The sequence below is a fragment of the Akkermansia sp. KLE1798 genome (assembly GCF_001580195.1).
Lineage (GTDB): Bacteria > Verrucomicrobiota > Verrucomicrobiia > Verrucomicrobiales > Akkermansiaceae > Akkermansia > Akkermansia biwaensis.
This window is the reverse complement of the sequence record NZ_KQ971081.1, coordinates 193371-213698: the sequence shown is the minus strand read 5'-3', so window position 1 is coordinate 213698 and position 20328 is coordinate 193371. Positions and strand designations below refer to the sequence as shown.

Annotated in this window: 22 protein-coding genes; 15 read left to right on the top strand and 7 right to left on the bottom strand. The window is 60.7% G+C overall.

Annotated features, from left to right (window positions below; genetic code table 11):
- Positions 1-729 carry an outer membrane lipoprotein-sorting protein gene (locus HMPREF3039_RS05795; protein ID WP_082780674.1) on the bottom strand — a complete coding sequence of 243 codons (729 nt, stop codon included), beginning with the start codon at positions 727-729 and terminating at the stop codon, positions 1-3.
- 140 nt (positions 730-869) lie between these two features.
- Here HMPREF3039_RS05795 and HMPREF3039_RS05790 point away from each other — a divergent pair, with 140 nt between their 5' ends.
- The 7 genes from HMPREF3039_RS05790 to HMPREF3039_RS05760 all read left to right on the top strand — a co-directional run bounded on the left by HMPREF3039_RS05790 (position 870) and on the right by HMPREF3039_RS05760 (position 6540).
- A complete protein-coding gene (locus HMPREF3039_RS05790; RefSeq protein WP_067571403.1) occupies positions 870-1562 on the top strand; it encodes a purine nucleoside phosphorylase YfiH/LACC1 family protein in 693 nt (230 codons plus the stop codon).
- A gap of 227 nt (positions 1563-1789) precedes the next feature.
- On the top strand, positions 1790-2710 hold the full coding sequence (locus HMPREF3039_RS05785; RefSeq protein WP_067571401.1) for a phage capsid protein: 921 nt from the start codon (positions 1790-1792) through the stop codon (positions 2708-2710).
- Positions 2711-2840: 130 nt separating this feature from the next.
- Positions 2841-3764: a ThuA domain-containing protein gene (locus HMPREF3039_RS05780; RefSeq protein WP_067571399.1), complete on the top strand. Its 924-nt coding sequence runs from the start codon at positions 2841-2843 to the stop codon at positions 3762-3764.
- Positions 3765-3950: 186 nt separating this feature from the next.
- Positions 3951-4658, top strand: a complete 708-nt coding sequence (locus HMPREF3039_RS05775; protein ID WP_067571397.1) for a type I 3-dehydroquinate dehydratase — start codon at positions 3951-3953, stop codon at positions 4656-4658.
- Between the two features lie 27 nt (positions 4659-4685).
- Positions 4686-5612: a 1,4-dihydroxy-2-naphthoate octaprenyltransferase gene (menA, locus tag HMPREF3039_RS05770; RefSeq protein WP_067571395.1), complete on the top strand. Its 927-nt coding sequence runs from the start codon at positions 4686-4688 to the stop codon at positions 5610-5612.
- Positions 5613-5650: 38 nt separating this feature from the next.
- A complete protein-coding gene (locus HMPREF3039_RS05765) occupies positions 5651-6082 on the top strand; it encodes a hypothetical protein (protein WP_067571394.1) in 432 nt (143 codons plus the stop codon).
- 5 nt (positions 6083-6087) lie between these two features.
- On the top strand, positions 6088-6540 hold the full coding sequence (locus tag HMPREF3039_RS05760; protein ID WP_067981951.1) for a hypothetical protein: 453 nt from the start codon (positions 6088-6090) through the stop codon (positions 6538-6540).
- Positions 6541-6547: 7 nt separating this feature from the next.
- Here HMPREF3039_RS05760 and gluQRS read toward each other — a convergent pair whose 3' ends face one another.
- The gene (gene gluQRS, locus HMPREF3039_RS05755; protein ID WP_067571389.1) at positions 6548-7396 is read right to left on the bottom strand and encodes a tRNA glutamyl-Q(34) synthetase GluQRS; all 849 of its coding nucleotides are present in this window, start codon (positions 7394-7396) and stop codon (positions 6548-6550) included.
- Positions 7397-7527: 131 nt separating this feature from the next.
- Between gluQRS and HMPREF3039_RS05750 the strand changes: the two genes are divergently transcribed.
- Entirely contained in the window at positions 7528-9399 is a 1872-nt protein-coding gene (locus HMPREF3039_RS05750) for an SLC13 family permease (protein ID WP_067951985.1), read from the top strand.
- 230 nt (positions 9400-9629) lie between these two features.
- Here the strand turns inward: HMPREF3039_RS05750 and gmk are convergent, their stop codons facing one another.
- The 3 genes from gmk to HMPREF3039_RS05735 are packed head-to-tail and all read right to left on the bottom strand — an operon-like array spanning position 9630 to position 12406.
- A complete protein-coding gene (gmk, locus tag HMPREF3039_RS05745; protein WP_067571387.1) occupies positions 9630-10226 on the bottom strand; it encodes a guanylate kinase in 597 nt (198 codons plus the stop codon).
- Between the two features lie 5 nt (positions 10227-10231).
- Positions 10232-11107: a YicC/YloC family endoribonuclease gene (locus HMPREF3039_RS05740; protein ID WP_067571385.1), complete on the bottom strand. Its 876-nt coding sequence runs from the start codon at positions 11105-11107 to the stop codon at positions 10232-10234.
- 21 nt (positions 11108-11128) lie between these two features.
- Positions 11129-12406, bottom strand: coding sequence for a valine--pyruvate transaminase (locus HMPREF3039_RS05735; protein WP_167506729.1), 1278 nt, complete (start codon positions 12404-12406; stop codon positions 11129-11131).
- 107 nt (positions 12407-12513) lie between these two features.
- Here HMPREF3039_RS05735 and HMPREF3039_RS05730 point away from each other — a divergent pair, with 107 nt between their 5' ends.
- The 5 genes from HMPREF3039_RS05730 to HMPREF3039_RS05710 all read left to right on the top strand — a co-directional run bounded on the left by HMPREF3039_RS05730 (position 12514) and on the right by HMPREF3039_RS05710 (position 17114).
- On the top strand, positions 12514-12975 hold the full coding sequence (locus HMPREF3039_RS05730; RefSeq protein ID WP_067571383.1) for a hypothetical protein: 462 nt from the start codon (positions 12514-12516) through the stop codon (positions 12973-12975).
- A 20-nt stretch (positions 12976-12995) separates the two neighbouring features.
- Positions 12996-14006 carry a hypothetical protein gene (locus HMPREF3039_RS05725; RefSeq protein ID WP_067571381.1) on the top strand — a complete coding sequence of 337 codons (1011 nt, stop codon included), beginning with the start codon at positions 12996-12998 and terminating at the stop codon, positions 14004-14006.
- Positions 14007-14021: 15 nt separating this feature from the next.
- The gene (locus HMPREF3039_RS05720; RefSeq protein WP_067571379.1) at positions 14022-15041 is read left to right on the top strand and encodes a thioredoxin fold domain-containing protein; all 1020 of its coding nucleotides are present in this window, start codon (positions 14022-14024) and stop codon (positions 15039-15041) included.
- 52 nt (positions 15042-15093) lie between these two features.
- A complete protein-coding gene (gene zupT / locus HMPREF3039_RS05715; protein WP_067571377.1) occupies positions 15094-15906 on the top strand; it encodes a zinc transporter ZupT in 813 nt (270 codons plus the stop codon).
- A gap of 98 nt (positions 15907-16004) precedes the next feature.
- Positions 16005-17114: a DUF805 domain-containing protein gene (locus HMPREF3039_RS05710; protein ID WP_067571375.1), complete on the top strand. Its 1110-nt coding sequence runs from the start codon at positions 16005-16007 to the stop codon at positions 17112-17114.
- A gap of 49 nt (positions 17115-17163) precedes the next feature.
- Here the strand turns inward: HMPREF3039_RS05710 and HMPREF3039_RS05705 are convergent, their stop codons facing one another.
- Both HMPREF3039_RS05705 and HMPREF3039_RS05700 read right to left on the bottom strand, forming a co-directional pair.
- Positions 17164-18243: a 6-phosphofructokinase gene (locus HMPREF3039_RS05705; protein WP_067571373.1), complete on the bottom strand. Its 1080-nt coding sequence runs from the start codon at positions 18241-18243 to the stop codon at positions 17164-17166.
- 44 nt (positions 18244-18287) lie between these two features.
- Positions 18288-19259 carry a D-alanyl-D-alanine carboxypeptidase family protein gene (locus HMPREF3039_RS05700; RefSeq protein ID WP_167506730.1) on the bottom strand — a complete coding sequence of 324 codons (972 nt, stop codon included), beginning with the start codon at positions 19257-19259 and terminating at the stop codon, positions 18288-18290.
- Between the two features lie 120 nt (positions 19260-19379).
- Between HMPREF3039_RS05700 and HMPREF3039_RS05695 the strand changes: the two genes are divergently transcribed.
- Positions 19380-19856: a thioredoxin domain-containing protein gene (locus tag HMPREF3039_RS05695; protein ID WP_067951983.1), complete on the top strand. Its 477-nt coding sequence runs from the start codon at positions 19380-19382 to the stop codon at positions 19854-19856.
- A 203-nt stretch (positions 19857-20059) separates the two neighbouring features.
- Positions 20060-20311 (top strand): hypothetical protein, encoded by a 252-nt coding sequence (locus HMPREF3039_RS05690; RefSeq protein ID WP_067571367.1) that lies wholly within the window; start codon positions 20060-20062, stop codon positions 20309-20311.
- Positions 20312-20328: the final 17 nt, after the last annotated feature.

Genomic DNA, 20328 nt, shown 5'->3' with positions numbered 1-20328 from the left:
TCACGGATTCTCCATGTCAATGTAGCTGACGGAAACCGTCTTCCTGGGATTGGACGGATCGCGCACTTCCACCTTCATCCGCTTGAAGAACCAGGAACCGTCCTTGAGCTTCATCACGGAATCAATCATGAACCTTTTGGCCAGCTCTCCGCGGCCGTCGATGCCGTCCATCTGCCACATGGCCCCGTTTTCCTTGTCAATCCAGACGCGCACCCAGGCGTACTGCCCCACCTTGGGATTGGGGTTCGGGATCTGGACAATCCAGCAATCCCTGCCCTTCACCGTACTGGCAGCGTCGTCCCTCACGACCTTGGCGGCAGGCCAGTACAGGTAGCGCATGGAAAGGTCTTCATACGTCACGTCCGTTCCCGCGATGGGCACGGAATACTGGGCCACCGGCAGAACTCCCGGCCGGCCGTTCTTCCAGGAAAGGATTTCCTGGCCGCGGTCCCTGAATTTCAGGTCGAACCTGTTCGCTACTCCGCCCTGCTGGTACTGAAAGGCAATCAAATTGCCGCGCAGGCTCATGGAAAAAGGCACCTTCACGCTGCGCTTGCGGATCTGGCCCTTGACGTCCTTGTTTTCCTGGAGGGTGGCCGCCTGGCGGACCCTTTTCAAAAGCTGCCCGGCGTCCGGAGCCGCCCCCTGCCCCCACGCGGGCGCCAGGGAAAGCACCATGACGGCCATGCCCGTAAAAAAAGCTGAAAGTGAAGAGTATTTTCTCAACATGAATTGCTCATACCATCCTGGAAACGCGGAAAAAAACCTTTTCTCAGTCACCGGAGGGCCTCCGTGACATTTTGCTCCGATTTTGCTCGACTAGGTTATACAAAAAGACAAGATGTGCCCAACGACATTTACCAACCACTATGATGGAAACGCCCGCATTCCTCAAACCCATCCAGTCCTACCCCGGAGAAATCGTCCAGTTTATTGAAAGAATACCGGGGGTGGATGTCACCGGAGACCGCCAGACCGTCCTGGAACGGCTGGAACCGTACCACAAAGCGGAGGTGGAAGCTCTCGGATGGAGGTGGAAGGACCTGCGCCGCGCCGAGCAGGTGCACGGCACCAGGGTGGCGCTGGTGGGAGACATCGGCTCCAACTATCCCGTGGAAGGCGTGGACGGCCTCCTGTGCTCCGGCGTTTCCGACTGCGTGCTCGCCATCTACGTGGCGGACTGCGCCGCCGTCTGGCTGTACGACAAGGAAAACTGCCACCGCGCCCTGATCCACTCCGGCAAGGCGGGAACCGCCGGCAACATCATCTCCAATACGATCAAGTCCATGAAAAAATTCCTGGGCGTCGATCCCGCGAACCTGATCGCCGTCATTTCCCCCTGCATACGGCCTCCGCATTACGAGGAGGACATTCCCACGGCCATCAAGGCCCAGCTTCTCAATGAAGGAGTGCTGGAAGAACAGATCCATGACTCCGGGCTGGATACCGCCGCGGACACCAGGCGCTTCTACTCCTACCGCGTGGAAAAGGGGCAGACGGGCCGCATGCTGGCGCTGTTCGGACCGGACCACGCCACGCGCCCCCACCAGATCATCATGTAAACGCAGGGAGCGGAAAACTCCCGCTTCCTTTTTCAGCGCATCACGGTTCCGCCGTGGTGCGCCGTTTTTTTACATGGGCCATATCCGTTTTCGCAGGATGGGACCGGCCGCGCAATCCCCGCACGGGGACAAGGCCGCACCCCTCCGCGGCAGGACCGCTCCGCTCATACCGGACACGCCAATCCATGATGCCGCTCCCGCACTCAAACATCATTTCATTTACGAATATGGCAGTAACAATCACAGACAATTATCAGGTCAAGTACACCAAAAAATGGGGCACCCTGCTTCAACAGCACGCCTCCCGGCTGGACAAATACGTCAGCGTCATGCGCGACTTGAGCGGCAAGGTGGTCTTTCTGGACCAGTTCGGCGTTCTGGACTTCACGGAAAAGACGACCCGCGTAGGCCAGACCGTCCTGAACGAGGCTCCCACCACGCGCCGCTCCATGCGTCCGCGCACCTTCACCAAGGCCATCGGCTACGATGAATTCGACGCCACGCGCCTGGGCGACATGGACCTTCCGGTCAGCAAGACCATTGAGGGCCTCCAGGCCGCCGCGGGACGCCGCATGGACGACGTGATGATCTCCGGCTTCCTGGACACGAACTATGTGGGCGAGGACGGCATGACCGCCGTTCCCTTCAAGGAAAGCCAGCAGATTCCCGTGGACCATGTGGACAGCGGCTCCAAGGCCAGCAGCAACCTCACCGTAGCCAAGCTGCGCGCCGCGCTCCAGCTCTTTGAGGAAAACGAGGCATGGAACCAGGACGCCCCGCAATTCGGCGACCAGCTGGTCATCGCGGTGACCAGCTCCCAAATCATGAGCCTGCTGCGGGAAACGGAGGTCAGCAGTTATGACTTCAACAACGTCAAGGCGCTGGTGGAAGGTAAGATAGACTCCTTCATGGGATTCAAGTTCATCCGCACACAGCGCCTGCCGAAGGCGGAGAACGGCACCCGCTCCTGTCTGGCCTGGGTCAAGAGCAAGGCCCAGTTCGGCATCTGGAACGACTTCAAGGTGAAGCTTTCCGTGCGCGACGACATGGAAGAGGCGCTCCAGATCCGCGCCAAATTCGCCTGCGGCGCCACGCGCCTCCAGGAAGAAGGCTTCGTCAAGATTCTTTGCGACGAAGGGGCAAACTGATCCACCCCCGCAAGCCGCCTCCGCGGCATTTGCGGACCACGCCCCGGACCTTCCCGAAAGGTCCGGGGCATTTTTATTCCCTGCAGGAAAGCGAATTTGACTTTTGCCGCACGCGGGATAGATTGCCCGGATGAAATGGAAACTTCTTCCCCTGATCATCCTCATGACGGCCCTGACGGCTTTTGCCGCGGCAGGAGGGGAGCAGACGCGCGTGCTGATTGTGGACGGCTTCTCCAACCACGACTGGAAACGCACGACGGCCTGCCTGACCGAACTGCTGGCAAGGCACGGGGGCTATTCCGTGGACGTCAGCACTTTCCCCGCAGGCGCTCCTCAGGAGGAACGCGAAGCATGGAATCCGGAATTCAGGAATTACGACGTAGTAATCCAAAACACGAACGGAGGAACACAGGGCCCCGAATGGGGGGCAACAGCCAAAAAATCTCTGGAGCAGTATCTGAAGGAAGGCGGGGGAATGCTGGCCTTCCACTCCGCCAACAACGCCTTTCCCCAATGGACGGAATACAACCGCATGATCGGGCTGGGATGGCGGCCCCGGGATTACGGAACCTCCCTGATCGTCACCGATGACGGCTCCGTGCTCCGTCTGCCGCCGGGTGAAGGAGGCCCTACCTCCCACGGAGCGCGGATTGACGCGCTGGTGACGCGCCTGGGCGACCACCCCATGCACGCGGGACTGCCGCGCCAATGGAGGGCGGCGGACATAGAAGTGTACCGGTACACGCGCGGCCCCGCCAAACAGGTGCAAGTGCTCTCCTACGCGCGGGAACCCGCCACGGGACTCAATTTCCCGATCGAATGGGCGGTACGGTACGGCAAGGGAAGAGTGTACACCTCCACGCTGGGGCACGTCTGGCCCGGAGACCCCGCCCTGAAAGGCATGCAGTGCGCCGGATTCCAGACCCTGCTTTTCCGCGCCCTGGACTGGCTGGCCGGAAAGCCGGTGGACGGGACTGTTCCGGCGGACTTCCCGTCCCCGGACAAGACATCCCTGAGAACATCTCCCGCCACACCGGCCACTACCGCTTCATGAATCCGGACGCCATCCGGAACGCCTCTGGACAGGCTCGTTCATTCCGGCCATAAGAACAACAATCCGCCGCACCGTCCGGAAGGGGTTTCCCTTCATTCCCGGCAACGCTTCCGGCAGGCCCTTCAAATGGATGAATGTCACTAATAGAAGATTGACCTTCCTTTCTTTGTTGGGATAGTAGAAAGCATGCAGCAGATTTTACGTGAACATCAAACCTACCCGCCCAAAGTAGTGGCGTCCATCACCTCCTGGGAGGTCTGGAAAACGCTTAAAGGCAAGGATTTGAAAGACCAGTGCGACTGGGTGGAACTGCGCGTGGATGCGCTGCCTCCGGAGCTCACGCCGGAACAGGTCATGGAATTCAGGCCGGACATGCCTCTGCTGGTCACCGTCCGCTGCCATGAGGAAGGCGGTCTGCGCCGCATGCCGGAAGAGGAGCGCTTCTCCCTGCTCCGCGCGTACATGCCTTACGCCACGGCCATCGACATTGAAATCAAGTCCATGCGCCACGGCAGAGAACTGGTCATGGAAGCCGCCGACCGCGGCATCCTCGTCATCGGCTCCACCCATGACTTTCAAATCACGCCGGGCGTGGACTACCTGCGGGAACAGGAAAAGAAGGCCCGCGCCTACAGGGCGGACATCGTCAAATTCGCTTTCACCCCCTGCGTCGCGGGCGACATTCAGACCGGAGTCCAGCTCTTCAAGAAGCCGAAAGGCCCCATTGCCGTGATGGGCATGGGCCCGATGGGCCCCGTCTCCCGTCTGCTTTACTCCCAATTGGGCTCCTGCCTGGTGTACGGCTACCTGGGGGACCGGGAGGCGGCCCCCGGCCAGTGGCATGTCTCCCTCATCAAGGAAACCCTCCGCAACCTCGGCCCCATTCTCAGATAATTCCGGAGACTCCTTTCCCGCTCTTTCATGAACATCATTACTTCCGCTTTTCTGGCGGCACGCCCAAAAACGCTCACCGCCTCCCTGATTCCGGTATGGGCGGGCTGCATGGTCGTGCAGAAGCTGACGGGCCACTGGGACGTGCGGCTGGCGCTGCTGACCTTCGCCTCCTGCCTGTGCATCCAGATAGCCTGCAATTTCTTCAACGACGCCATCGACCACGCGAAACACGCAGACACGGAACGCCGTACCGGGCCCGTCCGCATGACGGCCAGCGGGGCGCTGTCCCACCGGGCGGTCATGCTCTTCGGCGGCTTGTTCCTGGCGGCGGCGTGCCTTCTGGCCCTTCCCCTCATTGAACTGCGCGGCTGGCCCATCATCGCCATCGGCATTCCCTCCCTCTACTTCTCCTATGGCTATACGGGCGGCCCGTGGCCGCTGGCGTACAAGGGACTGGGGGAAGCGTTCGTCATCCTCTTCTTCGGGCTGGTGGCCGTCCTGGGCACCATTCTGGTGCAAATAGGCACGGCCCCGGTAGTTCCAGGCACGCTGGTGGATTCCCTGGCGGTGTACAACGCCGGAATCGTCCTGGGAATCCAGTGCGGCCTGCTCTGCGCCGTCATGATCTCCGTCAACAACATCCGGGACAGGAAGGAGGACCAGACCACCGGAAAGCGCACCCTGGCCGTCCGCCTGGGGGAAGGAAAGGCGCGCGCCATGGCCCAGGCGTTCATCGTAGCTGCCTACATCACGCTGCCCACTTCCTGCCGGGCCCTGCATCTGGACCTGTCCCGCCTGTGGTGGATGTGGATCCCCGCCATCCTGCTGGGAGGCTACCTGATGCTGCTCATCCGCAAAACGCCGGCGGACAAGAGCATGAACAGGCTCCTGGCCCTCTCCTCCGTCCATCTGATCCTGTACCTGGCCACTTACACAATTTTACCCGGACTCTGAAAAACGCCGCTCCGCCCCAACGTAGTAAAAGACGTATCATGAATCCTCTCAAACTCGCTCCCGTTCTCCTCATTCTTCCCGCACTCTTTTCCTGCACACAAAAAAGCACCCTGGAAATCGCCACCGGAAAGGTGACGACGATCAAGCTGGGCAACGTCGTCCGCATCAAGGAAATCAACGTGCTTACCTCCACGGATGACGGCACCTTCGCCAATATGGCGGGAACCGCGGCGGAAGCCGTCACGCCCGGCATCATCGGCATGGGCACCTCCAAGCTGGCCTCCGCCACCGGTTCCATCGTGGACGGCCGGGTGGAAGCCACCAAAATGATCCGCGTGCGCGTAAAGCTGAAAGACACGAATGAACTGGTGGAAGTCCAGCAGGAAGTCACGCCCAATTTCACGCTGAAAATCGGCCAGGAAGTGGTCATCACCCAGGGCAGCACCCCCGGCAACGTCTGGCCGGACTGACGGACATGCACCCCGCACCTTCATCCTCCTCCGCCCTCCCCGCTCTTTTTACGAAAAGTGCGGGCATGCTCATCTCCGTGTCACCCCTCGCGGCATGGATGAAATGGCAGACTCTTCCCTCCGCCGCCCTGCTCGCGCCCCTGGCCGTCATCGGACTGCTGGCATGCGCCGCACCGTTCTGCAAACGCTCCGCACGCGGCATGCTGGAGCCCCTCCTTCCGCCCATCCGCTTCACGCTGGGGGCGGCCCTGGCCTTCACGGCAACTTGCCTGGCCTCCCAGAATCTTTTCATCTTCCTTCCCGAGGTGCTGGCGGCCATGGGAAAACTTCCGCACACTTTCCTCGTTTTCCTGATCCAGGGAAATCTGCTGGTCCATCTGGCCTCCCTGGCCCTGCTGACTCTGGCGGCGGCGTATTCCTGCATGCTCTGCGTGGGAAAACGCGGGAAAAACGCCTGAAACGTTCCTACCTTTCCCGCATCATGCGGAAAATATCTTCCGGGCGCATGCCTGCGGCGCGCATCTCCCGCAGGCTCATGCTCCGGTCCCTCTTGGCCAGCCTCCTGCCGGAAGCGTCCCTCACCAGCCGGTGGTGGTACCACTGCGGCACGGGAAGACCCAGCAGCGCCTGGAGCGTGCGGTGAATTCCGGTTACAGGCAGCAAATCCTCCCCGCGGCTCACATGGGTCACGCCCTGGGCCGCGTCATCCACCACCACGGCAACATGGTAGCTTGCCGGGCAATCCTTGCGCCCCAGAATCACGTCGCCGAGCTCCTCCGGGCGGCACACCTGCTCTCCGAACCGCATGTCCCGCCAGACAAGCGGACCGGTAATCCGGGCCGCAGCGCGGCAGTCCAGCCGCCACGAAAACGGCTTGCCGGACTTCATCAGTTCCTTTCTCCGCACCTTGTCCAGTTTGAGGCAAGTGCCGGGATAAACATCCACGGTCCCGCCCTCCTGCGGAGCGGCGCCCATGGCGGCCACCTCCCCGGCAATCTCCCTGCGGGTGCAAAAGCACGGGTACAGCACCCCGCGGTCCTTCAGCACTTGCAATGCGTGTTCATAGGAACCGAAACGCGAGGACTGGACCATCATCGGCCCGTCAAAACGGATTCCCAGCCAGTCCAGGTCCTCCAGAATAGCCTGGACAAACTCCGGACGGCTGCGGGTCTGGTCGATGTCCTCCATCCTCAACACGCACCTGCCGGAAAAGCGGTCCGCCAGGGAACGGGCCTCCCATGCGGCCAGCGCATGCCCCAAATGCAGGAATCCGGTAGGGCTGGGAGCAAACCTTGTGACTATGGGAGAATCCATGCGGCGCACTCACCATAAGGAAGGACAAGGCCCATTTCAAACCCTTTCCGGAAAATTATTGCGGCTTGACAGAACGGCCCCGTGAAAGTAGGAGAGTTGCGCTCCCTATCCGTCAAACCACCCGTCACGACATGCCATTTTCCAACATCGACCTCGCCTCCATCACAGGCTGGCTGGACTCCGCCGCCACCCAGCAATGGATTGTAGGCATCCTTCTCATCCTCCTGTTCATCAGCTTCATCAGGGAATGGCTCCCGGTGGAAATCACGGCCCTGGCCGGAACCGCCGTCCTGATGCTCACGGGAATCCTGACGACGGGAGACGTGCTGTCCAGCTTTGCCAACAGCGGCCCCCTGACGGTCGTATGCATGTTCATCCTGAGCGCCTCCCTGGAACGCACGGGCCTTATCGGCGACCTCTCCAAGCTATTCAACAAAGTGGCCAAAGGCAGGGAATTCGCCGCCCTGCTGGTCATCACGCTGGGCGCGTTCGCGGTATCCCCCTTCGTCAACAACACGCCGGTGGTCGTCATCCTGATGCCCATCGTCCTGGCCTTCTGCCGCGACCACAACATCGCCGCTTCCAAGCTGCTCATCCCCCTCTCCTACGCCACCATCCTGGGCGGCACCTGCTCTGTCGTGGGCACGTCCACGAACGTGGTCGTGCTGGGGCAGGTTCAAAAGCTGGGTTTTGAAGGCATCCAGATGTTCACCGTGGCTCCCATGGGCCTCATCTATGCGGCCGCCGGGCTGCTTTACCTGTGGACGATAGGCCGCAAGTGGCTGCCTTCCCGCCCCACCCTCTCCACCATGCTTCCCGGCGGCATCCAGCGCGACTTCCTGCTCCAGGTCCGGATTCCCGCCGGCTCCTCCCACATCGGAACCACCGCCGTGGACCTGATGCAGTCCGAACTGCTGGGGACGAAAATCGTGGAAGTGCGCCGCAGGGGCTTCTCCATGCAGGAGGAACTGCAGCACATCACGCTGGAGGAAGGCGACCGCGTCCTGTTCCTGTGCAACGCCAGAAAAGTCAACCAGGTCCGGGAGGCCAAAGGCGTGGACCTGGGCTGGGACGACAGCCGCGGGCTGGAAGCCATGGAACAGCGCGACGTTCAAATCGTGGAAGGCATGATCGCCAACAACTCCGAATTCGCCGGGCAGTCCCTGGCGGAACTCAAACTGCGCCAGCGGTTCAACATCTTCGTGCTCGCCATCCACAGGCAGGGCAGGAACATCACGGACATGGGGTCGGACACCAAGCTGATTGCCGGGGACACCCTGCTGCTGGAAGGCCCGCAGGAAGGCATGAACCGCATCCTCACCAAGCAGCGCATCATTCCCCTCAGCCAGCGTTCGGCGGACGCCCACAACCGCAGCAAGCAGGGCTGGGCCATTCTGGCCATGGGCATCTTCATCTTCATCGGCCTGCTCGGCTCCTTTGAGCAGTACGGGGAATTCTTCAAATTCTTCGCACGCTTCAATCCCTTCTACCTGGCCTTCATCGGCGCCCTGATCGTCGTCATCTCCGGCTGCATCAAGCCGAAGGAAGCCTACCAGTCCGTGGACTGGGGCATCATTTTCCTGATCCTGGGGATGCTCTGCGTGGGGGAAGCCATGAGCAAGACGGGACTTGCCAAGGCCATCGCCTTCGGCGTGGTGGACACCATGGGTCCGATGGGCTGCCTGTTCGCCATCTCCGGCCTGTACCTGCTGTGTTCCATCCTGACGGAAATGATCTCCAACAACGCCGTGGCCGCCGTCATGGGACCGCTGTCCTATGAAATGGCCCTGCAATTCGACGCCAACCCCCTCCCCTTCATCCTGGCCGTCATGTTCGGCGCCAGCGCCAGCTTCTCCACCCCCATCGGCTACCAGACCAACACGTACGTGTACAACGCGGGCGGCTACAAATTCAAGGACTTCGTGAAAGTGGGCCTCCCTCTCAACCTCCTGCTCTGGGCCATCTTCACCTGCACCATCGGCTGGCTGTATCCGCTCAAATAGGGAACGGTCCATTCCGGTAAAAAAGCATCCAAGCCTTCAATCCGTTGAAGGCTTTTATTTTTTCAGACGCCTTCCTCAGGGTCCATGCTGAGGAAAGGTCAAAGTCAGGGAAAAACACGCTCCATGCCCCCGCACCCCCTTCCAGAAAAGGATATGATATGCGTTTGCATCATGCCGGCTTTTGGATCTAAAAAGCCGCCCGTTTCCGCCAGCTTTCCTTAACGGAGGGTTTACTCCCGCATCAGTCCCACGCGCATGGACTGGCACTTGATCAGGGCGGAAAAGGCGGCATAATCCGCCTCCCTGTCGGAGGAAACCAGGCAGTACTGGTACTGCGGCAGGCAGGCGTCTTCCTGCGCGGCATTCCGCAGACGCAGGGAGATGGTTTCATCACCATCCGTCTGCCTCCCGCAGAGGCGGTTTTTCAACTCCTGCTGCGGCACATGAATGTAAACGTCCGCATAACACCGGGAAAGAATGCCGTCCCGGCACGCGCGGACCTGGGCAGCCCCCTGCACGTCGATATCCATCACCACGGTCTTCCCCTGTTCCAGAAGGTCCAGAATGTCCGCCTTCAGCGTGCCGTAGCGGTTGCCGTGCACCTCCGCATATTCCAGAAAATCCCCTTTCTCCACCCTGGCGGCGAATTCGGAGGGAGTCAGGAAGTGGTAGTCCACGCCGTTCACCTCTCCCGGCCTGGGCTGGCGGGTCGTGCAGGAAATGCTGTACACGCACAGTCCGTTTTCCGTCGCCCGGCGGCATAAAGTCGTCTTCCCGGAACCGGAGGGACCGGAAACCACCAGCAAAGTTCCCAAATGCTGTTTCATGGCTGTTATTCGATGTTCTGAACCTGTTCCCTGATTTTTTCCAGTTCCGTCTTGGCGGCCACTACCAAATGGGACAGCGTGGAGTCATTCGCCTTGGAACCGATGGTGTTGAATTCCCGGAAAATCTCCTGGCAAAGGAAGTCCAACGGCCTTCCGGCGGGGGCGGAAGAATCGCACAGGGTGCGGAATTGGTCAAAGTGGGAGGAAAGGCGCGTGATCTCCTCGGAAATGTCGCACTTGTCCGCAAACAGGGCCACTTCCCGGATGATGCGCTCGTCGTCCGCGGAGACGGAAAGGTCCGCTTCCGCCAGACGCTTGAGCATGGCTTCCCTCAGCCTGACGGGAACGGAAGGGGCGTGTTCCGCGATCCTGTTCCGGTACTCTTCCAGGGTTTCCAGCTTGCTGAGCACATCCGCCTTCAGGTTGGCGCCCTCCGCCGCGCGCATGGCTAGGAAATCTTTCAGGGCCGCCCTGAGGGCCTCTTCCACCGCAGGCCACGCTTCCTCCGGGGAAAGCGCGGCTTCCGCCTCGGAGGCGATGATGTCCAGCCTCAGCAGGTCGGACGCCTGCAACGTCATGGGCCGGGCCGCCAGATCGGAGGCGCGGTTCAGCAGCCCCACGAGGGAGGCCAGCTTCCTTTCGTCCAATTGGAGGGAGCCGTCCGCTTCCTCCGTCCGTTCCAGGGAGACGGAAACGCCCACGCGGCCGCGGGAAACGCTCCCCTGCACGATGGAGCGCACGGGGGCGTCCCATTCCGCGCAGTTGCGCGGCACGTTGACGGCTATTTCCGTCTGCTTGCGGTTGACTCCGGATATTTCAACCGGAATGTTGTAACGGTCTGTCTGGGCAACGGCTCTGCCGAAGCCGGTCATGCTGTTCATGGATTGCGAATTCGGATTGGGTTAAGAAGAATGGGTATAGGCGCGCTTCACTTCGTCAGCCACGATGGAAAGCCCCTTGCGCAGCAGTTCCTCCGTCTGGGTGAAGCTGATGCGTATGCACTCATGCCTGTGGGGCCACGGTTCCCCGCCCTCCGGCAGGGCAAAGAAGAAATGATGGCCCGGATTCACGAAGCAGCCGCGGGCCTTGCAGCGTTCATACAGTTCCTGGCAGGTGATGGGGAGCCCCTCGAACCACAGCCACAGGAACATGGCCCCTTCGCTCTTGTGCACGCGCCACGGAATGGATTCCCCGAAGAGTTCCGGCAGCAGGGACAGGGCCCATTCCGCCCTGCTCCGGTAAAACGGCGTCAGGGTCTCACGGCAAACGCGCTCCAGCGTGCCGTCCTCCAAGTAGGGAGTCACCAGCGCCTGCCCCAGATTGTTGGGGCACAGGGAGGAAGTCGTGACCATGCTGACCACGGCGCGGATGATGTCCGGCCGGGCGATCACGATTCCGGTGCGCGTGCCGGGCAGGCCGATCTTGGACAGGCTCATGGTCAGGATCATGTTCTCGTCCCAAACGGGTTTGACCGGGACAAAACAGATGTTGGGCAGCGGCGCGCCGTACGCGTTGTCGATCATCAGCGGCACTCCGGCGCGGGAAGTCAACGCCCGTAGGCGGTCCAGCTCCTCGTTCGTCACCACGTTGCCCGTCGGGTTCGTGGGGCGGGACATGCAGACGGCGGCCGTTTCCGGGCGGATGTCCAGGCGGTCGAAGTCGATCACGTACTTGAACAAATGTTCGTCCAGCATGCGGATTCCGGGGCGGATGCCGCGGAACATCACGCCGCCGCATAAAGACTGGGACTGGTAGCCCACATAATCGGGGCAAAGGGGAAAGAGAATTTCACGGATGCCGCCTTCCGCACAGGGGCCGGCGAGCATGTTGAAAAGCGTGAAGCAGGCCATCTGGCCGCCCTGGGTGATGGCGATGTTCTCCGGCTTCAGGTTCCAGCCGCAGCGGTCGTTGAGGAAGCCGGCCAGGGCGCGGATAAAGGCGGGGTCGCCGCCCGGATGGGCGTAATGGCCCACAAGCACGTCAAACCGCCCGTCCCGGACCAGTTCCGTCATGCTGCGCCGCCACAATTCCGTCACTTCCGGAATCACGGCGGGGCTCCCCCCGTTCAACTGGCACAGGCCGGGGTCTCCGGAATGGAGGGCCTTGAACAAATCCTCCATCAAATCGTCAATCCCGGTCCTGGCCGTCAGATGGCCTCCTATCTCCGATAATTGCATCATGCCGGGGGCATTGTAGCCGCACGCGCGTTTTATGCGAGCAAAATCATTGTTTTGCAGGCGCATGAACAGTTTGACTTTTCCCCCCGATCAAGGGCATAATCCCCGGCATGTTCAATATCGTGCGATTCACCAGGCCAGCCTTTCCGGCACTGGCGCTTGTACTGGCCCTCTCCGCGTGCGACAACAGCACGAACACGGCCCTGACCTCCCTGATTACGGGCGGATCCACAACGGAACACCAGCAGCTCCACGCACAACTCCAGCAGATGAAGGAAGCCCTGGCCCAGACGGACCAGGAAATCAGGCAGGCGGAATCCCACGACGCACGCGTGAATTACGATCTTCAGAAGCGGCTTTCCAATCCAGGAAAAATCCGGACTCCCTTCACGGTGAAGGATATGGACATCCTGCCTTCCAAGCGCCGCGACTTCGAGCACCTGTGCTTCGACATTGAAGACCTGCGCAATACCCTGGCGCAGCGCAAGCAGGAATTCCACGCCCTGCAATACCAGTATAACGCCTACGCCGCCAAACTGGCCGACTTCAAGCAATCCCACCCGGTGGACTAACCCCAGCCCCTACGCTCCCCATGACCGATTCCTCCTCTCACGACCCTTCCTCCCCCGATCCTTCCGCCACGCAGGAAGACGAAGCCCGCTTCGCCCCCAAGCCGGAACGGGATGAAACAACCAGGGAAAAGGATGCGCCCCGCACTCCGAAAAAACGTTTGAAGACCCCGCTGGACGTCGTTTCCGAACACGCCGCGGAGGAAGACACGGCCCAGCAGGAAGAGGAGATCAAAAAGGCCAAGAGCGACGCCCTGTTCTGGAACCTGTGCCTGGGCCTCTTCGCCCTGATCGTCATCGGCGCGGGTTACATTGTTTATGAAAAATTCTCCCATCTTCCGGATCCGGTGAAGGATACGCGGGAAGAGCTGGAGGCCAGCCACGCCCTGCTCCTGAAAAAACAGGAACAGCTCAAGGATATACGGAACAAGACCGCTCCCAAGGAACAGCTTCTCAGTCTGCTGGATATTTCCGAAAAGACCGCGACCGATCTGGAAGAAACCCTGAAGTCCATCGAGAAGGAAAAAATGCGCGTTGCCGGCATCCGCGGAGAAATCCGCTCCTATTACGACCGCTACCGCCAGGCGACCAGGGCCAAGGCACGCGGCCGCAAATTCGACATTCTGAAAACCACCCACTCCGGAAAAACTTACCTGAACGTGGAAATCACGCGGGTGGAAAACGAATTCGTACGCATCCTGCATGAACAGGGCACCACGTCCATCGCCGCCGGGGACCTTCCCGACGACATCCGGGAACTGCTGGCCTATGGGGACCCGCTGAACATCACGGCCATGAACCAGTCGGACGCCGCCCTCCAGAATCCCATCATCCGCAGGGATGCCTCTCCCTCCCCCGCTCCCCCCGTCCCCGCGCCCGCTCCGGAGAAAAAGAAAGTGGTGGTGAAGGACCTGGACCCGCCCGCGGGCCCTCCCCGGATTGAAACGCCCACCAACACGGGGGAATCCGACACACCCTCCTCCTCCGGCGCCATCTGGGTGCCTCCGGCCCATTCTCCGCTGCCCCCCATGTAACGCTCTTTCAACATCATGAATATATTCGCATTGCCCATTGCAGCCGCACTCATTGCCGGTGCGGCCGTAGCTTCCGGAACGTGGAGCACCAACCCTGCGGAAGCCATGCAGCAGGCCGCCGCCCAAAAGAAGGGAGTCATGCTGGAATTCACCGGATCAGACTGGTGCGGCGCCTGCATTTCCCAGAAGACACAGGCTTTCTCCCTTCCGAAAGTGCAGGAGGCTATCGGCCGTTCCTTTATTCCCGTGGAACTGGACTTTCCGCGTAAAAAACAGCAGGACGAACAGACCAGGGCAACCTTTAACTCCTACAAAAAATCCTACGATATCACCGGCTTTCCGTCCCTGATCTTCACGGACGCGCAGGGCAGGCCCGTCCACATCGTCGTGGGGTACGGCAGTCCGGAACAGGTCATGAACGACACGGCCCAGGCGGAAAAGGCCCTTAAAACCCAGCAGGAGCTGACGGACAAACTGAAAGGGAAGCTCTCCGACCAGGAACGCAGGGACACGCTTGCCCGGCTTTTAAATACGGTGCCGCAGTCCAGCATCCGGACTTTCTACAAACCGGCCTTCGAAGAACTGACCGCGCTGGACCCGCAGGATACCACCGGCATCCGCGCCGCCCTGGAACGGAAAGAGCTGCTCAAAACCCAGTCCGCGGAAATGGTGCAAAACCTCAGGGAAAACAACTTTTACGTATTGGCTGCCAAAGAGCCCGACAAAGCCATCGCCATTCTGGACAATTCCCTGAAAAAGGAGGGCCTTCTTCCGGAAATCAGGCAGTCCCTTCTGCTGACCAAGGCGCGCCTTCTCATCCAGCGGAACGAGGTGAATGAAGTGGAAGAAATCCTGAAAAGCGCCATCGCCCTTCTTCCGGACAGCGACGAAGGCCGCGCTTGCAGCAGGCTTCTGGCCGACCTCCCCAACATCAGGAAGGAGCGCGAGAACCTGAAGCCGGGAGAACAGCCGCCCCTGCCGCCCGGAGCCATTCCGGCCGCCAAATGCATCGTTCCGCCCGCCGCCAAGAAGTAATATTCCCGCTGCGGGGGCGCCGGACCGTTCCTCCATTCCCGCAGTTCCTTCCATGGACCTTTCCGCCAACCACATTCTCACCGTCTTTCTGCTGACGACACTGGCAGGGCTTGCCACCGGCATAGGAGGCTTTATCGCCTTCTTCATGAAAAAGACGGACACGAAGGCGCTCACCTTCTCCCTGGGCTTCTCCGGCGGCGTGATGGTGTACATTTCCCTGGTGGAACTGCTGGGAGAGGCCCAGCACCGCCTGATCGAGTTCAAAGGCCACACGGCAGGTTCCTGGATCGCGATCGCCGCCTTTTTCGGAGGAATCGCCGTGGCGGCGCTGATCGACTACCTGGTGCCGGAAGACGAAAACCCGCACGAAGCGCGCGGACCGGAAGACATCCACGGCAACGGCAATGGAGAATTCTCCTCCGCCAAGATCAAAAGGTCCGGCGTCCTGTTCGCCCTGGCCATCGGCATCCACAACTTTCCGGAAGGAATCGCCACCTTTGCCGCGGGTCTGGACTCTCTGACGCTGGGCACCTCCATCGCCCTGGCCGTGGCCGTGCACAACATTCCGGAAGGAATCGCCGTGGCCGTTCCTCTTTACTACGGCACGGGAAGCCGGAAAAAGGCCGTATTCTACTCCTTTCTGTCAGGCTTGGCGGAACCCGTCGGCGCGGCGATTGCGATGATCTTCCTGTTCCACTTCCTGACGCCCACGGTGCTCTCCGTCCTGTTTGCCTCCGTGGCCGGAATCATGGTCTTCATTTCCTTTGACGAACTGCTGCCCATGGCGGAACGCTGGGGCCACCACCACATGTCCATCATAGGCATCATCGCCGGCATGCTGCTGATGGCCGTCGTCCTGGTCTGATCCGGCGCGCTTTCCCGCCCTTTCCGTGTCTTGGCAAGTCCGGCATTGAGCGTTCAGGAGCTTCCGGCGGTCAAAAACGGCAGTACCCCCTGTCATCCATGCCGGACGTCCCCATTTCCACCGCCACCACACCCGCACCCCTCCCTGCGCAGGCTTCGGCCTCCCCCCTTGAATACTGGAAAAAGGGATTCCTTCATTACGCAGAATTCCGGGGCTGCGCCTCCCGTCCGGAATTCTGGTGGTTCATGGCGCTCCCCCTTCTGGCCCTGGTTCCGGCCCTGGCGGGCTACATCATTACGGACTGGCTGCATATCCCGGACAGGAGGGTGAGCGTTTACGGAGACGCCCTGACCATCCTTCTGTGGGCGGCGCTGGTGCTTCCCTGCCTGGCCGTCACGTTCAGACGCCTGCACGATACGGGCAGAAGCGGATTCTGGGCCCTCGTCCTCCTGCTTCCCTTCGGCTTCGGCCGCCTGCTCTTTTTCTATCTGACTTTGAGCGACAGCAAAACGGAAAACAACAAATACCGCGGGAACACTCCCGTACAGGCATCCGCCCCACCGGAACAGGAGCCGGTACAGGAACAGGCCGCCCAGCCGTTCACGCCCTTTTACCTTTACTGGCTCATCAGCCTGCGGAAGCTGACGACGGCGGAGGGGCGGGCCTCCAGAGCGGAATTCTGGTCCTTCTTTCTTCTCTCCCTCTTCCTGTTCCTGCCGCTGGGGTACAACATGGTGGACTACGACAGCACGGTCCTGCATCCGTATTTTTCCCCTTCCCGTGAAATCCTGCTTTACATCACCCAGCCGCAGGATGCCCTGATCCTGCTGGCCCATGCCTGCTTCAACCCCACTTTTTACTTCTTTTACCAGTCCGGGGACCTCAGCACACTTTCCCTGGAACTGCTGATCGGCGTGGCGGGATTCAACATACTGTTCAACGCCGCGGCGGCCACGCGCCGCCTGCACGACGGCAACCTGAGCGGCCAATTCATCCTCATCCCCTTCTGCATTTTCATCATTTCCGTTCTGCTCATTATCCTGCTGCGCGTGATTCCGGGGGACATGGCCCCGTACCTGCCCTACGTGACGCTGTGCACCAACCTGATGGACCAGCTTTCCATCCTGTTCCTGGCCATGATGCTGATCAAGGGAACACCCGGACCGAACAGGTACGGCACCCTTCCGCAAAAAATAACCGTATCCTGAAATCCAGGATACGGCTGAAGAATGAAAAAACGGTCATGGAGATGCGGCGTCAATCGCCGAAGCAGACGCCCAGGTCGCGGGCCGTGCGCACCATCTGGCAGTCCGGGTCCACCAGCTTGAGGGTCTTCACGGCCTCTTCAATGGGAACGGCAACCATCTGGGTTCCCCTGAGGGCTACCATGTAGCTGAACTTTTTGCGTTCCACCAACTCCACGGCGTAACTGCCGAAGCGCACGCCCAGAATGCGGTCGTAAGCGCACGGAGAGCCGCCGCGCTGGATGTGGCCCAGAACACAGGAGCGGGTTTCAATGCCCGTGGCTTCCTCCAGTTTCTTGGAGATCACCTTGCCAATGCCTCCCAGACGAACTTCCCCCTGGGTTTTCTCGTTCAGGAGCACCAGTTCGTCCGCCAGGCGGGCGCCTTCGGAAACTACCACAAGAATTTCGCGTTGCCCCGCGGCCTTGCGGGCCTTGATGCATTCCACCACATTTTCCAGGGAGAACGGGATTTCCGGCAAAAGAATCACATCCGCGCTGCCCGCGATGCCCCCTTCCAGGGCAATCCATCCGGCATGGCGGCCCATCACTTCTACCACCATCATGCGCTGGTGCGCGTTGGCGGTGGTTTCCAGACGGTCCAGGGATTCGGATACGATAGCCACGGCGCTGTTGAAGCCGAAGGTCACGTCCGTGGCGCCCAAGTCGTTGTCAATGGTTTTCGGCACGCCGACGACGGGCAGGCCGATTTCAGCGAGAAGAAGGGCTGTGGACTGGGAGCCGTCACCGCCTACCACGATCAGGGCGTCCAGCCCCAGGCGCTTGACGGTGGCCTTCGTCTTTTCCAGAACGGCCGGTTCGATTTCCCCCTTCTGGCCCACGCCCACTTTGATGGCGAAGTTCCCCTTGTTCACGGTCCCCAGAATGGTACCGCCCTTGGCGCGCAGACCACGGCACCCGGCAGGGGTCAGCCATTCAAAGCGGTCATCTCCTTCTTCGGAGAGAAGCCCTTCAAACCCATCGTAAAAACCCACGACGTTCCATCCACGGCGGGATGCCGCGCCGACAACGCCTTCAATGACTGCGTTCAGGCCGGGACAGTCCCCGCCGCTATTCAAAACACCAATATTCATATGCGGTGCCCCTTATAGCAGAAAATTCCGGAGGCGTCCACTTCCTATCGCTTTTCTGTCCCAGATTTCACAGGAAGCTGGACGAACTCCTTGGGATCCTTCATGTCCATCCCGGAGGCCTGCCAGTTTTCCCACACGCGCCAGCCGGTATTCAGCATCCGGCGTGCCAGGGAATAGCGTTCTCCGGTACCGAGCACCGCGATGATCATGCGCTGGGGATAAATCACTTCCGTCCCGGTCTGGGGACTGCGGCGGGCGATGGCGTTCCGCGTGGCGCTGAGCAGCAGGCATTGTCCGGCGGCGCGGGAGGAGCCCGCCTTGATGCCGTCCACGCCGGGAGTGCTCATCATCTTGTTGTTGTTGGAAATATCATACATCGTCGTCCCCTTGGTCTGGGACTGGACGCCGATGCGGCGGCTGGCCTGGGAGACAATGTAGCAGAAAGCGGGATTCTGCATGCTGTACATGCCCAGCAGGGCCATGTCCAGGGCGCAGGATGTGGAAACGGCATTGCCGGCGTCCAGGCCGTGGGGAGCGGTGAAGCGCGTCTTGGTCATTCTGAGGGAACGGGCCAGATTGTTCATTTCCGACACAAAGGCGGCAATGGGAGTGCCGCTGCCCCGGCGGGACACCAGGTCACGGCCCACAAAAGAGGCGATCGTCAGGGCGGAGACATTGTCCGATCCCAGCAGGGTGGAATACAGGGCATCCCGCAGCGTCAGGCGGTCGCCGGGCTGAAGGTCCATGGGGTTCCCGGCCCGGAGGCCGAACGCCTCCTGGGGAACGGTGATGAACGTATCCAGGGGAAGGCGCGTGCGGGTCACCCAGTCCAGGGTCACCATGGCGGTAGCCACCTGGGAGAGGCTGGCCACGGGCCTTCTGGCTTCCGCGTTGGAACTGAAAAGAAGCTTGCCGGAATTGGCTTCAATGGCGATGTAGCTGGGCTTTTCCTGCGCCTGGGCGGAAAACTGGAACGCGCAGGCCAGCGTCAGAAGGAATGCAGATAACTTTTTCATGGCAGGACCGGCGGGATAGTGCCCGTTCCCCCCCCGTTTGAAAAGTCTAAAATATTTTCCGTCCATCACTTATATGTCATGACACGGAAAAACGCATTGACCTTTCAACGGCTATCCTATTTGTTGGAGGAAGCCGCTTCCCTCAAAAAACGGCTTTCCTCCACCACCGCCCCAGAAACCATGACCAGCATTCAATTATTCCACAGCCGGGACTGTCCGGGAAACACCCTGCACGCCAATACCCTCCGGGCTTTGGAAAATCTGGACCGGAACATCCCGGTGGAACAGGTGGAGGCCGGGCCGGAACATGACGGCGGGCCCCTGCCCGCTCTTGCCGTCAACGGCCGCATCGTCGTCTCCGGCGTGGAACCCACCGTCCGTGAACTGGAACTGCTCCTTGCCGATCATCTGGATGAAGACGGAAATTCTCCCTGCGGCTCTTGCGATTCCTGCGGCATGGAATGCGGCGGATGCCACGGAGCGGAAGGATGTCCCGGGTGCGAAAACGGAAAAACGCCCGGCAGCCTGGCCGGAAAAATCATCGGATTCGTCATTCTGCTCATCATCCTGTTCACGGCGGTGAAAATCCTTTCCTGACACCGCGCTCCTATAAACGCGGCCGGGGCCGCCTTCTCGGCGGCCCATACTCCGGGTCCCAGATTTCCATGCGCTGCGGCGGCAAGCCCCCTGGAAATGGCCTGCGACGGCGACGGGCGCTGCGGCCTGCGGCTTTTTCCAGCCCGTATGCGCGGTCTCGATAATTTCTTGAATTTCCCCTGCACGCATCACACAGTAATGCCATGCGTTCCTTCTTCGGTTCCATTCTTCTGATTCTGGTCCTGGCCGCCCTGGGCGCCACGATCTACTATCACTGGTCCACCAACTCCCATCTGGAATTCGAACTCCGCCATCCGGACGAACCGGAAAAGACCACCCAGGTGATCAACATGGGAAAACGCGCCGCAGTCCTCCAGCCGGCTGCCGCTCCGGCCCCGTCCGTTCCTCCGGCGGAGGATGAGTTCATTCCGGACGCGGTTCCCGTGCCCGAATAATTTTTTCCTCCCCCCAT